Here is a 14,682-nt window from a genome sequence, read left to right on the forward strand (position 1 = left end):
GTGCGCGCGGGGGCGCGGCGGGCAGCGGGGCCGCTTGGAGGGGTTATTGGCAGACGTCGGCGTTCGCGGCGCACCAGGCGCGGAATTCGGCCTGGTTCTGCTGGTGCTCGGCGTAGGTGGCGGCGAACTTGGTTTCGCCGGTCTGCGTATTGACCGTGACCCAGTAGTAGTAGTCGTTCGGCGCGGGGTTCACCGCGGCCTTGATCGCGTCGTTGCTGGGCGAGCCGATGGGGGTGGGCGGCAGCCCGGGGTGCACGTAGGTGTTGTACGCGTTGGACTTGTCCGCGCGCTCCTCGGCGCTGAACTGCAGGGTGTAGCGGTCCAGCCCGTAGATCACCGCGGAGTCGACCTGCAGCAGCCCGTGGGTTTCGGTGTTGTCCTTGTGCAGGCGGTTCTCGATCGCGCCGGCGACGGCTGGGTAGTCGTTTACGGTGGCCTCGGCCTGCATGATCGAGGCGACCTTCAGGGCGCGGTAGCCCTTGGACAGGTCGGGCTCACCGGCGGCCTTCAGCGACTTCTTGGTCGCGTCGACCAGCGACTGCAGCACCTTCTGCGCGCTGGTGTCCAGCGCGAAGCGGTATTCGCCCGGGTGCAGCCAGCCTTCGAGGTTCTTCACCTCGGCGGGCAGGCCGAACTTCTGGGGCTGCGCGGCGAGCTTGGTCAGCTCGGCCAGTTCCAGGCCCGAGCCCTTGGCGATCTCCTCCAGCGCCGCCGGCATCCGAAGGTTCGCCTTCAGCGCGACGTAGAAGACCTTGTCCGGCTTGTTGTTGATGAGCTCGCCGGCGGCGTCCGCGGCGCGCATCTGCTTCTTGAGCAGGTAGTTGCCCGGGTGGATGACCTTGCTGGGCGCGGTGGACTGCTCCACGGCCTGGGCGAAGAGCTTGTCGCTGGAGACGACGTCCAGCTCCTCGAGCTTGCGGGAGATGACCTGCACACCCCAGCCGTCCTCGACGGTGAATTCAACCGCTTCCCCGCCGGGGCCGGGGTAGTCGTCCGGGTTGAACTGCTTGAGCACTGACTTCACGGTCAGCACCGAGCCGGCGACTACCAGCGCGAACACCAGCACCACGGCGAGCATCACCAAGTTGCGGCGGCGTTTGGTGCGCTTGCGGCGCTGCTTCTTGCCGGCCTCGGCCTGCGCGTCCAGCGGTTCCCCGACCAGGTCCGCGGCGGGCGCCGAACCCCCGGCGTAGTCGTCGTAGGACTGCTCGTTGCGCGGCTGCTGTTCGGGGTCTGCCGCCTGGCCCTCGGCGGGCGCGGCGACTGGAATGTACTCGGTGGCCGGCTGGGCGCCGGAGGCACCCGCGGTGCCGGAAGTTTCCGGGTCGACCGGCTGCAGCTGGTAGTAGCCCAGCCCGGTCAGCTCCGGCGCGGAGGGTGCGGCGAGAGGGTCCGGATGCGAGGACGAGCCCGCGGCGAAACGCTCGTACAGCGCCCGTTGGGTGGCGCGCTGCCGTTCGGAGCGGGTCGTCTCTCGCATCAACTCTCTTTTCTCCGGTGGGTTCCCGGGTTGCCTGGTTCGGGCGCTACTTCAGCACCACGCGGCTTGCCTGCACACGCACGCTGTTGCGTCGCATGTCCAGCACCTGCTGCAGGATCTCGATCGCGGCGGCCTGGTCGACGACCTCGCGGTGCGAAGCCATCTTCTTGCCCGAGGCATGCAGCGCACGGTGGGCGCTGACGCTGCTCAGGCGCTCGTCGACCAGGAAAACCTCAACCTCGATGCTAGCCGCATTTGCCTCTTCGACCAAGGCAATGGCGTAGTCACGTGCCATTTTGGTGGATTCCGTGGCGTTCCCGGACAGGGCCTTGGGTTCGCCGATGTAGACCTCGGACACACCGCGGTCCACGATCATGCGCAGCAGCAGGCGGCGGTCGGAGTTCTTCTTCGCGTCGCGGCGCAGCGTCATCACCGGGGTGGCGAGCAAGCCCGAGGGGTCGGAGACGGCGACGCCGACGCGGGCTAGGCCCACGTCGACGCCGAGCGCGATGCTAGCCATTGGCCAGCGCCGCGCGGATCGCGTCCAGGGCGTCGTCGATGCGCGAAGCATCCTGGCCGCCGCCCTGGGCCATGTCGTCCTTGCCGCCGCCGCCGCCGCCGAGCACGCCGGTGGCGGTGCGCACCAGCGCGCCGGCCTTGAAGCCGTTGGCGCGGGCTTCCTCGTTGGTCACCGCGAGCACCAGCGGGCGACCGTTGGACACGCCGATCAGCACGATCACCGCGGCGTCCGAACCCAGCTTGCCGCGTAGGTCAAGGGCCATGGTGCGCAGTGCATCGGCCGAATCGACCGCGCCGGCGTTGTGCGCCAGCAGGCGGGTGGCGCCGATGGTGACGACCTTCTCCAGCAGCTGCGCGGACTGCGCGAGCATCGCGGCGCTCTTGAGCTCCGCAATCTGCTTCTCCGCTGCCTTCAGCTTGGCCACCGTCTCGTTCACGCGCTCGGAGACCTGGTTGCTCGGCACGCGGAACAGGCCCGAGAGCTCGGAGACCAGGGCGCGCTCGGCGGCACCGTGGCGGAACGCCTCCATGCCCACCAGCGCCTCGACGCGGCGGTTGCCCGAGCCCACGGAGGCTTCGGAGAGCAGGGTCAGCTGGCCGATGCGGGCGGTGGAGTCCACGTGGGTGCCGCCGCACAGCTCGCGCGACCAGGCGCCGTTCATCTCCACCACGCGCACGTCGTTGGAGTACTTCTCGCCGAACAGGCTCATCGCGCCCAGCTTCTTCGCCTCGGCCAGCGCCATCTCGTTGGTGACGACCTGGTGGTTGGCGGCGATCGCCAGGTTCACGACCTCTTCGACCTCGCTGCGGGCGGACATCGACAGGGCCTCGGCCCAGGAGAAGTCGAAGCGCAGGTAGCCTGCCTTGTTGAAGGAACCGGCCTGAGTGGCGGTGTCCCCCAGCAGCTCGCGCAACGCGGCGTGCACCAGGTGGGTGGCCGAGTGCGCCTGCTCGCCGGAGTGGCGGCGGATCGCGTCGACCTGGGTGCGCACCAGCGCCTCGGCGGGCAGTTCGCCCTCGCGCACGATGACCTTGTGCACGTTCAGGCCCTTGACCGGGGCCTGCACGTCGGTGACCTCCAGCACGAAGCCGTCGCCGGTGATCAGGCCGACGTCTCCGGCCTGGCCGCCGGATTCGGCGTAGAACGGGGTCTCCTCCAGCACGAGGTCGATTTCCTGGCCCTGCTCGGCGAACGGCACCACGGCGCCGTCGCGGATGATGCCGCGGATCTTCGACTCGCCGGCCAGGGTGTCGTAGCCGGTGAAGTGCACGTGGCCGGCCTCGGCCAGCGCGGTGTACACCGACAGGTCGGCGTGGCCCGACTTCTTGGCCTTGGCGTCCTTCTGGGCGCGGGTGCGCTGCTCGTTCATGAGCTCGCGGAAGCGCGCCTCGTCGACCGCCAGGCCCGCCTCGGAGGCGATCTCCAAGGTCAGGTCGATCGGGAAGCCGTAGGTGTCGTGCAGCGCGAACGCGTCGTCGCCCGAGAGGTCGTGGCCCTCTGCCTTGGCATGGGTCAGCGCCTCGTCCAGGCGGGTGGTGCCCGAGGCGATGGTGCGGCGGAAAGCGCGCTCCTCGGCGTAGGCGATGCGGGAGATGCGCTCGAAGTCCTCTTCGACGATCGGGTAGACGCCCTTCATGGCGTCGCGGGAGACCGGCAGCAGCTCGGGAAGCACCTCGGTGTCCACGCCCATCAGGCGCATGGCGCGCACGGCGCGGCGGATCAGGCGGCGCAGCACGTAGCCGCGGCCTTCGTTGCCCGGGGTGACGCCGTCGGAGATCAGCATCAGCGAGGAGCGGATGTGGTCGGCGATCATGCGCAGGCGCACGTCGTTGGCGTGGTTCGGATCCTCGGGATCTTCGGTGGAGGTGTAAGTGATCGCGGCGAGTTCCGCGGCCTTGTCCAGCACCGGGCGGACCTGGTCGGTCTCGTACATGTTCTCGACGCCCTGCAGGATCATCGCCAGGCGCTCCAGGCCCAGGCCGGTGTCGATGTTGCGCTTGGGCAGTTCGCCGGCCACGTCGAAGTCGGTCTTCGAGCGCACCGCCGAGAGCTGGTACTGCATGAACACGAGGTTCCAGATCTCGATGTAGCGGGTCTCGTCGACCGCCGGGCCGCCCTCCTGGCCGTACTCGGCGCCGCGGTCGTAGTAGATCTCCGAGCAGGGGCCGCCGGGGCCGGGCTGGCCGGTGTTCCAGTAGTTGTCTTCCTTGCCGGTGCCGACGACGCGCTCGCGCGGCAGGCCGATTTCCTCTTCCCAGATGCGGCGGGCCTCGAGGTCCTTCTCGTCGCCGTCCTCGTAGACGGTGACCCACAGGCGGTCCTTCTCCAGGCCGTAGCCGCCGTCCTCGAGGCTGTTGGTCAGCAGCTCCCAGGCGAAGTGGATGGCTTCCTTCTTGAAGTAGTCGCCGAAGGAGAAGTTGCCGCACATCTGGAAGAAGGTGCCGTGGCGCACGGTCTTGCCGACTTCTTCGATGTCACCGGTGCGGATGCACTTCTGCACCGAGGTGGCGCGAGTGTACGGCGGCTCTTCGCGCGCGGTCAGGTAAGGGATGAACGGGACCATGCCGGCCACCGTGAACAGCAAGGATGGGTCGGCCGAGACCAGCGAGGCGCTGGGCACGGCGGTGTGGCCCTTGGAGACGAAAAAGTCGACCCATCGACGGGCAATTTCCTGCGTTTTCATCGTGTTACGGATGATCCCTTCATTTAGCTGAGTCCACGCCGAGGGCGGAACGTAATTCTTCTTCGCGTGCATGCATTGCGGTGCTGAATGCCTGCGCGATCTCCGAGACGCGGTCGGCGTACTTGCCGACCTGGCGGTTCAGGGCCGCCCCGGAGGAAACTTCGGTGTATTTTTTGGACGCCAGCACGCCAATGCCGACGCCGATCGAAACCCACAAGAGCTTTTTCATTCTAGTCTCCTTGCCTGAGAGGCAGTTGGTCGTCTGCGGTTAGCGGCTGCGGCGGGCCTTGCCTGAGGGCTTGGAGTTCATCGCGGCCTTGACGCCCTCGGTGAAGGCGGCGACCTTGATCAGCGGTTTGCCGACGGTGGCGGCGACCAGGGAGGACAGCGCCGAGACGTTGGCGGTGGCGTCGGAGACGTTGGAGGTGATCGCGTCGACCTTCTTGAGCTGGTCGTTCGTGGTCGCGACGGTGTTGGTGACCTCGCCGATCAACGGGGTGGTTCCGTCTGCCAGGTCCTTGATCGAGTTGCGCAGCTCGTCGAACACCTTGCCCAACTTGATGATCGGCACCGCGAGGATTGCCACCAATATGACGAACGCTCCAGCGGCGATGAGCCCTGCGATATCCGAACCCGACATGTGCTTCCTCTTCTGCTTGGGTTTTTGCTGCCAGTCCACCTTATCGAAGTGTGAGCCTGAACAGGTAGTTAAGCGGATGGCCCGCAACCGGAAATCGGTTGCGGGCCATCTGGCGCACGGGTTTAGCGTGCGTAGTACTCGACCACGAGGTTCTCTTCGCAGGTCACCGGGATCTCGGCGCGCTCAGGAGCGCGCAGGAAGGTGGCCTGGAGGGATTCCAGCTTGACGTCCAGGTAGGCAGGAACGGCTGGCAGCACCTGTGCGTGCTCGCCGGCTGCGGCCATCTGGAACGGAACCATCTTCTCGCTCTTCTCGTGAACGTGGATCAGCTGACCCGGCTTCACGCGGAACGATGGGCGGTCCACGCGCTGGCCGTTGACCAGGATGTGGCGGTGCACTACCAGCTGGCGGGCCTGCTGGATGGTGCGGGCGAAGCCGGCACGCAGAACGAGGGCATCCAGGCGGGACTCGAGCAGAGCCAGCAGGTTGTCACCGGTCTGGCCGCCGAGGCGCTTGGCTTCCTTGAAGGCGTTGAGCATCTGTACTTCGCGGATGCCGTACTGGGCGCGCAGACGCTGCTTCTCGCGCAGACGCACTGCGTAGTCGCTGTCCTGCTTCTTGCGGGCGCGGCCATGCTGACCTGGACCGTACGGACGACGCTCCATGTACTTTTCAGCTTTAGGGGTCAGGGCAAGGCCGAGGGCGCGCGAGAGGCGCACGGTACGGCGGGCACGGGCATTAGCCATTGATGTGTCCTTTTCATTTAAGCGACGGAGTCTACTGGCCTCCCGGACGGAGAGTGCTTGGGCGTCGCGTCCCGATGAAACACTGCAACCGCATAGGCCCCGGTCGCCCGGGGAGAATGCGGCTTGCCAGCCAAAGTTCAAGTTTACACGAATGAGCCTGCGCCCGCGGTGAGGTTTGCCCCACATCCGCGGCCGGGCGGAGCTCAGCGTTTGCGGCGCGGGTCCTTGGCCCGGATGATCTCGCGCAGCCGGGACAGCCTGGCGCCGATGGTCTTCTCCGCCCCGTTGGCGGTGGGCGTGTAGTAGTTGGTGCCAAGCAGGTCGTCGGGCAGGTACTGCTGGGAGGCGATCGAATGCGGGGCGTCGTGGGCGTAGAGGTAGCCGGTGCCGTGGCCCAGCGCCGTGGCGCCCGGATAGTGGGCGTCGCGCAGATGGTCGGGGACCAGCGAGCCGCGGCCCTCGTTCACGTCGGCCAGCGCGGCGTTGATCGCGTTGTACGAGGCGTTGGACTTCGGAGCGGTGGCCAGGTGCACGGTGGCTTGGCCGAGCATGATGCGCGCCTCTGGCATGCCGGTCAGCGCCACGGACTGGGCGGTGGCCACCGCCAGCGGCAGCGCGGTGGGATCGGCCATGCCGACGTCCTCGCTGGCGGAGATCATTAGGCGGCGGGCGATGAAGCGCGGGTCCTCCCCCGCGGCCAGCATGCGCGCCAGGTAGTGCAGGGCCGCGTCCACGTCCGAGCCGCGGATCGACTTGATGAACGCGGAGATGATGTCGTAGTGCTGGTCGCCGTCCTTGTCGTACCGCTGCACGGCCTGGTCCATGGCCAGGTGCACGTGGGAAGCCTCGACCTGCACCGGCGGCGCCACGTCCTTGCCCGCGGCGTTCCAGGCGACGGCGCCGGCGGCCTCCAGCACGGTGAGCACGCGCCGGGCATCGCCCTGGGCCAGCCGGACGATCGCCTCGCGCTGCTCGGGATCCAGTGCGACCTGGCCGCCGAAGCCGCGCTCGTCGGACACGGCCCGGTCCACCAGCTCGGCCAGGTCCGCGTCGGTCAGCGGGCGCAGGGTCAGCAGCAGCGAGCGCGAGAGCAGCGGGGAGATGACGGAGAAGGAGGGATTTTCGGTGGTGGCGGCGACCAGCACGACCACGCGGTTCTCCACCCCGGGCAGCAAGGCGTCCTGCTGGGCCTTGTTGAAGCGGTGGATCTCGTCGAGGAACAGCACCGTGGTGACCCCGCGCAAATCGCGGTCGTCCTTGGCCTGCTCGATGACCCGGCGCACGTCCTTGACCCCTGCGGTGATCGCGGAGAGCTCGACGAACTTGCGATCGGTGGCACGGGCGATCACGTGGGCTATGGTGGTTTTGCCGATGCCCGGCGGGCCGTAGAGGATCACGCTGGCGGGCCCTGCCGGTCCGGTTTCCGGGTGCTCGGCCAGCTGGCGCAGCGGCGAGCCGGGGCCGAGCAGGTGCTGCTGGCCGACCAGCTCGTCCAGGGTGCGCGGGCGCATGCGCACCGCCAGCGGCGGACGCGGCCGATTGATTGCGCCTTCGCTGCGCGCGGCGGCAAAGTCATCGTCATCCAGGGCATCGAACAAATCGCTCACCCACCCAGCCTAGCGATACTCTGGAGGCTGCGCCCGCACGCCGGGCGCCGCCACCCCGCCGCTTTGGAAAGGATCACATGCGCGCCGTCATCCAGGTCGCCAGCACCGCCCACGTCGAGGTCGAGGAATCGATCGTCGGCGAACTGCCCTCCCCGGGGCTGGTGGTCCTGCTCGGGGTCACCCACGAGGACGACGAGGCGACCGCGCGCAAGGTCGCGGAGAAGATCTGGCGCCTGCGCATCCTCCAGGACGAGGCCAGCGCCGAGTCGACGAACGCGCCGCTGCTGGTGATCAGCCAGTTCACGCTGTACGCCTCGGTGCGCAAGGGCCGGCGCCCCTCGTGGTCCGCCGCCGCGCCGGGAGCGGTGAGCGAACCGCTGTACGAGTACTTCGTGGGCTGCCTGCGCCAGCTCGGGGCGCATGTGGAAACGGGGCGCTTCGGGGAAATGATGAACGTGTCGCTGGTGAACTCCGGGCCGATGACGATCATCGTGGATTCGGCGGACTTGGCGTAGTTCTCAGTTTTCACCCACGACAAGCTTGGCGAAGTCCGCAAAGAGCCGCAGCTGCCGGGCGAGCTGTTCCCGCCCTGCCGGTGTCAGCTCGTAGACCTTGCGTCCAGGTCCGCCTTGGCCTTCTTCCCACGTCGTGCTCACTGCTCCGGAAGCTTCGAGTTTTGCCAGCGCGGGATAGAGCGCTGCACCCTTGGGCGGGTCGAATCCCCCGGCGGCCAATGCCTTGGCAATTGCATAGCCATGGGCGGGACCGTTCTCGAGCTGGGTCAGCAGCAGCGTTGGCAGCACGGCTCGCTGCCAACCGGCAGGAAAATGTGAATTGCTTGTCATGCCCAGCCTGTTCTGGCGCGACCGTTGCTGCTTGTAAAGGGTTCTACAAACACTAGATATTGTCCTGGCGTTCGCTGACGGCATCGGCTGCCTGTTGCAGGGCTCGCAGCTTCGCCTGAACATGCTCTCCACGCTGCGAGGGAAGCAGTCTGGTAGCGAAGTAGGCCAGCAGCAGCATGCACAAAAAGGCGAGGAAGGCAGTCCACCACGAGATTCCGTTGGTGGATATTTCGCCTATATTACCGGACAGGTAGCAGCCGAATAGCAGCAGCAGCGCGCAATTCTTGAGCAACCAGCGACGATGCACCGCGGCTGCATTGCCCGGCGCCGCCTGGATGGCGAATTCGTTGGGTGTGCCCAGATCGTTGACGATGTCCGTGGTGTTCGCGTCCTGGGAGTTCTCGTGCCAGCCCTGCCTGGCTTCTTCCAGCACAGAGGCAGCTTCCCGCCGGGTGAATCCGTAGCGGCCACGAAGGATTCTCCTGGTCTGCGCAAACCATAGACCTGGATCCAGATTCAGGGCCGCCTCGTCGGCTGGGGAATGCGGCTTCGCGCTCGCCTCTGGCAGGAAGAAGACGCCCACTGCGAGCAGCAGACCAAGCATCGGGACAACGGCATTGGGCGCTGGGATCGCCGCATCCTCCCCGGCCATCATGAACAGCGGCACTGCCACCAGGACGGTCGTGGGAAGCCCTACGGACAACAACAGCCATGCCGCCTTGAAACGCGAAGCGAGACGCAGGTAGGCGAAGCCCGTTCCAATGAGGGCAAGGGAGCCTCCCGCGATGAAGCAACCCAGCTGCCAGTACGTCCAACTCCAGGCGAGCGAGCCGTCCCTGAATGCGATCCAGAGGCCGAAGCCGACGGCCATGGCACCGATGGTGAGGCCGAATCCCAGAACGAGCGTGCGGAAGCTGTCAACGGGCAGTTCATCCTGGCCAAGCTGTTGGGGGGATTTGATTTCGCGCACTCGATGCTTGCCAAAAATCCAGCCGTTGCCCAGGAGCTGCTCGGCGGATTCGCCACTGGCATGGATCCACTCGCGCTGGGCGAGCAGCTCTTCTTCGCACTGCGCCGGCGTGGCATCGGCGATGACCATGGCCGCATGGAATTGCTCGGCCCATTCGCGGTCGCCCGCTGGGTAGGAGTTGATGATTTTCGCGGTTGTGCTGAGTTCTGGATTGCTGCCCATCGCCGCCTCGCCGAAGTCGTCCTACTAGATCAGTTTTCAACCTAGTGCAGTTTTTTTCCCATGGCAAGCGCCAGCACGGGCCCGGCTTAACGGCAACGGGGCCGGGAGGATCCATGCGGATTCTCCCGGCCCCGTCCAGGCAGCTTGGGCCAAGGCTATTTGGCTTCTGCCTCAGCCCTCGACTCGGCGTCGGCCTTCTTCTTCTCGGGCTTGAAGTCGATGCCGGCCTCCTTGCGCTGCTGCGCGGTGATCGGCGCCGGAGCTTGGGTCAGCGGGTCGAAGCCGCCGCCGGTCTTCGGGAAGGCGATGACGTCGCGGATGGACTCCGAACCGGTGAGCAGCTGCAGCACGCGGTCCCAGCCCAGGGCGATGCCGCCATGCGGCGGGGCGCCGTACTTGAAGCCCTCGAGCAGGAAGCCGAACTGGGTCTGCGCCTGCTCCTCGCTCACGCCCATCAGCTTGAAGACGCGCTCCTGCACGTCGCGCTGGTGGATACGGATCGAGCCGCCGCCGATTTCGTTGCCGTTGCAGACGATGTCGTACGCGTAGGACAGGGCCGAGGCAGGGTCGGTGTCGAAGGTGTCCAGGAACTCTGGCTTCGGGCTGGTGAACGCGTGGTGCACAGCGGTCCAGGCGCCGGCGCCCACTGCCACGTCGCCCGAGGCGACCGCGGCGGAGGCAGGTTCGAACATCGGTGCGTCAACTACCCACACGAAGGCCCAGTCGCCGTCCTTGATCAATCCGGTGCGGTGGCCGATCTCCACGCGGACCGAGCCGAGCAGGGCGCGGGATTCGGCCTTGTCGCCGGCGGAGAAGAAGATGCAGTCCCCCGGCTTGGCGCCGGTGGCGGCGGCCAGGCCCGCCTTCTCCTCATCGGAGAGGTTCTTGGCCACCGGGCCGGCCAGCTCGCCGTCTTCCTTGAGCAGCACGTAGGCAAGGCCCTTCGCGCCGCGCTGCTTGGCGAATTCCTGCCAGGCATCCAGGGTGCGGCGGGGCTGCGAGGCGCCGCCGGGCATGACCACGGCGCCGACGTAGGCCGACTGGAACACCTTGAAGGAGGTGTTCGCGAAGTACTCGGTCATCTCGGTCAGCTCGAGGCCGAAGCGCAGGTCCGGCTTGTCCGAACCGTACTTCTCCATGGCCTCGGCGTAGGTCATGCGGCGGATCGGGGTCGGGATCTCAACGTCGATCAGCGCCCAGATGGCTTTGACCAGCTTCTCGCCCAGGGCGATGATGTCGTCTTCCTCGACGAACGAGGCCTCGATGTCCAGCTGGGTGAACTCCGGCTGGCGGTCGGCGCGGAAGTCTTCGTCGCGGTAGCAGCGCGCGATCTGGTAGTACTTCTCGAAGCCGCCGACCTGCAGCAGCTGCTTGAACAGCTGCGGGGACTGCGGCAGCGCGTACCAGCTGCCCGGGGACAGGCGGGCGGGAACGACGAAGTCGCGGGCGCCTTCCGGGGTGGAGCGGGTCAGCGTCGGGGTCTCGATCTCCACGAAGCCTTCGTCGTGGAGCAGGTTGCGGGCCACGCGGTTGACCTCGGAACGCAGGCGCAGGTTGCGGGTCGGGGTCGGGCGGCGCAGGTCAAGGTAGCGGTGGCGCAGGCGCGCCTCCTCGCCGACCTCGACGTGCTCATCAACCTGGAACGGCAGCGGCGCGGCGGTGTTCAGCACGATCACCTCGTCGGCGATCACCTCGATTTCGCCGGTGGGCAGGTTCGGGTTCTCGTTGCCTTCCGGGCGGCGCTCGACGGTGCCCTTGATCTGCAGCACGAACTCATTGCGCAGCGGGTGGAAGTCCTCCTCGTCGCGCACCACGACCTGGGCCACGCCCGAGGCGTCGCGTAGATCCAGGAACGCCACTCCACCGTGGTCACGGCGGCGGGCGACCCAGCCGGTGAGGGTGACCTGCTGTCCAATGTGCTCGGCGTTTAGCACGCCCAGCTGATGAGTGCGTAGCACTACGATCCTTTCGGTCGATTCGACAAAGTGCGAAGTTCTTCTTCGCAAGAGTTTAGTGCACCCGGTGCGGGTGCAGGGCGGCCGGAGCCTAGCCGACGGTGTTGTACAGGTCCTGCGCCGGCGGGGCCCAGACGGCCGGATCGGCGGAAACCTGCTCGCCGGAACGGATGTCCTTGACCTCGTGGGTGCCGTCCGCGTGGGTGAACCAGACGAACGGAATCCCGCGGCGATCTGCGTACTTGATCTGCTTGCCGAACTTCTCCGCGCTGGAGGCCACCTCGCAGGCGATCCCCCGTCCGCGCAGCGCGGCGGCGACGTCCTGCGCCTCGTGCCAGGAGTCGTCGTGGGCGAGGGTGACATACACCACCGAGGGCACCGAACGCGCGGCCTTCACCGTTTCCTCGGCGAGGATGCGGGAGATCAGGCGGGTGACGCCGATGGACAGGCCAACACCCGGGTAGGTCTTCTTGCCCTTGGAGGCCAGCGACTCGTAACGTCCGCCCGAGCAGATCGAGCCCAGCGATTCGTGGCCCACCAGCACGGTCTCGTAGACGGTGCCGGTGTAGTAGTCCAGGCCGCGGGCGATGGACAAGTCGGCCATGACCTTGCCCGGGGCGCGCTTGGAGGCGGCGGCGATGACCTGCGAGAGCTCGTCCAGACCGGTGTCCAGTAGCTCGTGCTCGACGCCCAGGGCGCGGACCTGCTCGACGAAGGAGGTGTCCATGGTACGGATCTTGGCCAGCGCCAGCGCGGCGGCCGCCTGCTCGGCGGTGGCGCCGACGTCCTCGATGAGGATCTTGGCCACGGCGTCGTCGCCGATCTTCTCCAGCTTGTCGATGGCGCGCAGCACCGCGTCCGGGTCGTCGAGTCCCAGGCCGCGGTAGAAGCCCTCGGCGAGCTTGCGGTTGTTCACGCGCAGCCGGAAGTCGCCGATCGGCAGGGCGGAGAGGGCGTCGGCGATGGTCAGCGCCAGCTCGACGTCGTAGCTGAAGGGCAAGGTGCCCTCGCCGACCACGTCGATGTCGGCCTGGGTGAATTCGCGGAAGCGGCCGTCCTGCGGGCGTTCGCCGCGCCAGACCTTCTGCATCTGGTAGCGGCGGAACGGGAAGGCCAGGTGGCCGGCGTTCTCCACCACGTAGCGGGCGAAGGGCACGGTCAGATCGAAGTGCAGGGCCAGCGCGTTCGGATCGTCCTTGTCGTCCTCGGCGGCCAGGCGGGAAAGGCCGTAGACCTCCTTGTCGATCTCGCCCTTGCGCAGCAGCTGCGCCCGGGTTTCCACGGCGCGGGTCTCGATGTTCGCGAAGCCGTGCAGCTCGAAGGTGCGGCGCAAGGTGTCGAGCACATGCTGCTCGACCACCCGCTCGGCCGGAAGCCATTCGGGGAAACCTGATAGGGAGGCCTTGCGTGCCATGAAACTCCTTGATGCATCGTGCTGTAGGCAAAAACTGCGCGCAAACCGCCGTGCGAACGCGCCACCTACCCATCTTATAGCGCCAACACGAAGAAACCTGCGCACGTCGGCTTACTAAGAAGCGGAGCTCACAGGTAGAGTTGGCTGAGCAAGTACAGCGCAAAAAGTGAAAGAGTTTCAGCGGTGACCACCAGTCAGAAATCCGACGACAGCCAGAAGACCCCCGTGCCGCAGGCCGTAAAGCCTGCCGCGAAGCCGGTCGTAGCCCAGCCAGTCGTGCATTCCACGCCCCTTGACGAAGCGGCCAAGTTCGCCCGCGTCGCCGAGGACGGCCACGTATTCGTCATCATCGACGGCGCCGAGCACCCGGTCGGCCAGTACCCGGACGCGACCGCCGAGGAGGCCCTGGCCTACTTTGTGCGCAAATATGACGACGTCTTCTCCCAGCTGATGCTGCTCGAGCAGCGTGTGGCAGCCAAGGCCCCGGCCGGCGAGATGGGCAAGACCATCGACGCGCTGGCCGCCGCCGTGGCCGAGCGCCACATGGTCGGCGACATCGCGCTGCTGGAATCCCGGCTGGAAACCGTGCGCGTGGCGGTGCAGGAGCTGTCCGCCGCCCAGCGCCAGGCCAACGAGGCCGCCCGCGCCGAGCAGCTGGCCGTGCGCGAGGGCATCGTCGAGCAGGCCGAAGCCATGGCCGCCAAGCGCCCTGAGCAGATCCAGTGGAAGACCGCCTCGGCGGCCATGAACGAGCTGTTCGAGAACTGGAAGGCGACCCAGCGCTCCTCGGTACGCCTGCCGCGCGCCACCGAAGACGCCCTGTGGAAGCGCTTCCGCGCCGCCCGCACGACCTTCGACCGCCACCGCCGCGCCTACTTCTCGCAGCTGGATTCCACCAACGCCGCCGCGAAGGCAGTCAAGGAGGAGCTGATCGCGCGCGCCGAGGCGCTGCAGAACTCCACCGACTGGGCCGCCACCGCCGCAGAGTACCGCAAGCTCATGGACGAGTGGAAGAAGTCGCGCCGCGCCTCGCGCAAGGACGACGACCAGCTCTGGGGCCGCTTCCGCGCCGCCCAGGACGTGTTCTTCCAGGCCCGCGCCGAGGCCAACGCCGCCGTGGACGCCGAATTCGCCGCCAACCTCGTGGTGAAGGAAGCCCTGCTGGATGAAGCCCGCGCGCTGCTGCCGATCAACGACCTGGCCGCCGCCAAGGCCAAGCTGGATTCGATCCGCGGCCGCTGGGAAGACGCCGGCAAGGTGCCGCGCGGGGACCTGCAGCGCATCGAGTCGGCGCTGCGCCAGGTGGAGGACGCCGTGAAGAGCGCCGAGGAAGAGCAGTGGCGCCGTTCCAACCCGGAGACCAAGGCCCGCTCGAACTCTATGCTCTCGCAGCTGCAGGAGACCATTGCCGCACTGGAGGCCGACCTGGCCGCCGCGCAGGCGAAGGGCAACGCCAAGCAGATCGCTTCGGCCCAGGAAGCCCTGGACGCCCGCCGCATGTGGCTGAGCACCCTGGAGAAGTCGGCAGCCGACTTCGAGTAATAATCCACAGTTCGCCTGTGCACCGCCAACGCGGCGGCGTCACCTGCTTCAGTAGCCC

13 protein-coding genes are annotated in these 14,682 nt (G+C 67.2%); 2 read left to right on the forward strand and 11 right to left on the reverse strand.

Features of this window, described 5'->3' with window-relative positions; all coding sequences use genetic code 11:
* Positions 1 to 43 precede the first annotated feature (43 nt).
* The 7 genes from mltG to ACTX90_RS09085 all read right to left on the reverse strand — a co-directional run bounded on the left by mltG (position 44) and on the right by ACTX90_RS09085 (position 7,676).
* Positions 44 to 1,480, reverse strand: coding sequence for an endolytic transglycosylase MltG (mltG, locus tag ACTX90_RS09055; RefSeq protein WP_443443949.1), 1,437 nt, complete (start codon positions 1,478 to 1,480; stop codon positions 44 to 46).
* A gap of 46 nt (positions 1,481 to 1,526) precedes the next feature.
* Positions 1,527 to 2,000: a Holliday junction resolvase RuvX gene (gene ruvX, locus ACTX90_RS09060; protein ID WP_047119183.1), complete on the reverse strand. Its 474-nt coding sequence runs from the start codon at positions 1,998 to 2,000 to the stop codon at positions 1,527 to 1,529.
* Entirely contained in the window at positions 1,993 to 4,683 is a 2,691-nt protein-coding gene (gene alaS / locus ACTX90_RS09065; RefSeq protein ID WP_443443951.1) for an alanine--tRNA ligase, read from the reverse strand. The genes ruvX and alaS overlap by 8 nt, the downstream gene beginning before the upstream one ends.
* 19 nt (positions 4,684 to 4,702) lie before the next feature.
* Entirely contained in the window at positions 4,703 to 4,912 is a 210-nt protein-coding gene (locus tag ACTX90_RS09070; protein WP_047119185.1) for a hypothetical protein, read from the reverse strand.
* Positions 4,913 to 4,951: 39 nt separating this feature from the next.
* Positions 4,952 to 5,323: a DUF948 domain-containing protein gene (locus ACTX90_RS09075; RefSeq protein ID WP_047119186.1), complete on the reverse strand. Its 372-nt coding sequence runs from the start codon at positions 5,321 to 5,323 to the stop codon at positions 4,952 to 4,954.
* A 122-nt stretch (positions 5,324 to 5,445) separates the two neighbouring features.
* Entirely contained in the window at positions 5,446 to 6,069 is a 624-nt protein-coding gene (gene rpsD, locus ACTX90_RS09080; protein ID WP_047119187.1) for a 30S ribosomal protein S4, read from the reverse strand.
* Between the two features lie 203 nt (positions 6,070 to 6,272).
* Positions 6,273 to 7,676, reverse strand: a complete 1,404-nt coding sequence (locus tag ACTX90_RS09085) for a replication-associated recombination protein A (protein WP_443443953.1) — start codon at positions 7,674 to 7,676, stop codon at positions 6,273 to 6,275.
* 77 nt (positions 7,677 to 7,753) lie between these two features.
* On the opposite strand from ACTX90_RS09085, the gene dtd reads away from it, so the two are divergent.
* Positions 7,754 to 8,191 (forward strand): D-aminoacyl-tRNA deacylase, encoded by a 438-nt coding sequence (dtd, locus tag ACTX90_RS09090; protein ID WP_053798172.1) that lies wholly within the window; start codon positions 7,754 to 7,756, stop codon positions 8,189 to 8,191.
* Between the two features lie 3 nt (positions 8,192 to 8,194).
* Here dtd and ACTX90_RS09095 read toward each other — a convergent pair whose 3' ends face one another.
* The 4 genes from ACTX90_RS09095 to hisS all read right to left on the reverse strand — a co-directional run bounded on the left by ACTX90_RS09095 (position 8,195) and on the right by hisS (position 13,082).
* Entirely contained in the window at positions 8,195 to 8,521 is a 327-nt protein-coding gene (locus ACTX90_RS09095; protein ID WP_047119190.1) for a PadR family transcriptional regulator, read from the reverse strand.
* A gap of 52 nt (positions 8,522 to 8,573) precedes the next feature.
* Positions 8,574 to 9,713, reverse strand: coding sequence for a hypothetical protein (locus ACTX90_RS09100; RefSeq protein ID WP_443443956.1), 1,140 nt, complete (start codon positions 9,711 to 9,713; stop codon positions 8,574 to 8,576).
* Positions 9,714 to 9,868: 155 nt separating this feature from the next.
* Positions 9,869 to 11,671: an aspartate--tRNA ligase gene (aspS, locus tag ACTX90_RS09105; RefSeq protein ID WP_047119192.1), complete on the reverse strand. Its 1,803-nt coding sequence runs from the start codon at positions 11,669 to 11,671 to the stop codon at positions 9,869 to 9,871.
* Positions 11,672 to 11,759: 88 nt separating this feature from the next.
* Positions 11,760 to 13,082 carry a histidine--tRNA ligase gene (gene hisS / locus ACTX90_RS09110; protein ID WP_047119193.1) on the reverse strand — a complete coding sequence of 441 codons (1,323 nt, stop codon included), beginning with the start codon at positions 13,080 to 13,082 and terminating at the stop codon, positions 11,760 to 11,762.
* 183 nt (positions 13,083 to 13,265) lie between these two features.
* Here hisS and ACTX90_RS09115 point away from each other — a divergent pair, with 183 nt between their 5' ends.
* Positions 13,266 to 14,624, forward strand: coding sequence for a DUF349 domain-containing protein (locus tag ACTX90_RS09115; RefSeq protein ID WP_443443958.1), 1,359 nt, complete (start codon positions 13,266 to 13,268; stop codon positions 14,622 to 14,624).
* Positions 14,625 to 14,682: the final 58 nt, after the last annotated feature.

This window comes from Glutamicibacter soli (genome assembly GCF_052322135.1).
In the GTDB taxonomy this organism is placed as follows: domain Bacteria; phylum Actinomycetota; class Actinomycetes; order Actinomycetales; family Micrococcaceae; genus Glutamicibacter; species Glutamicibacter soli.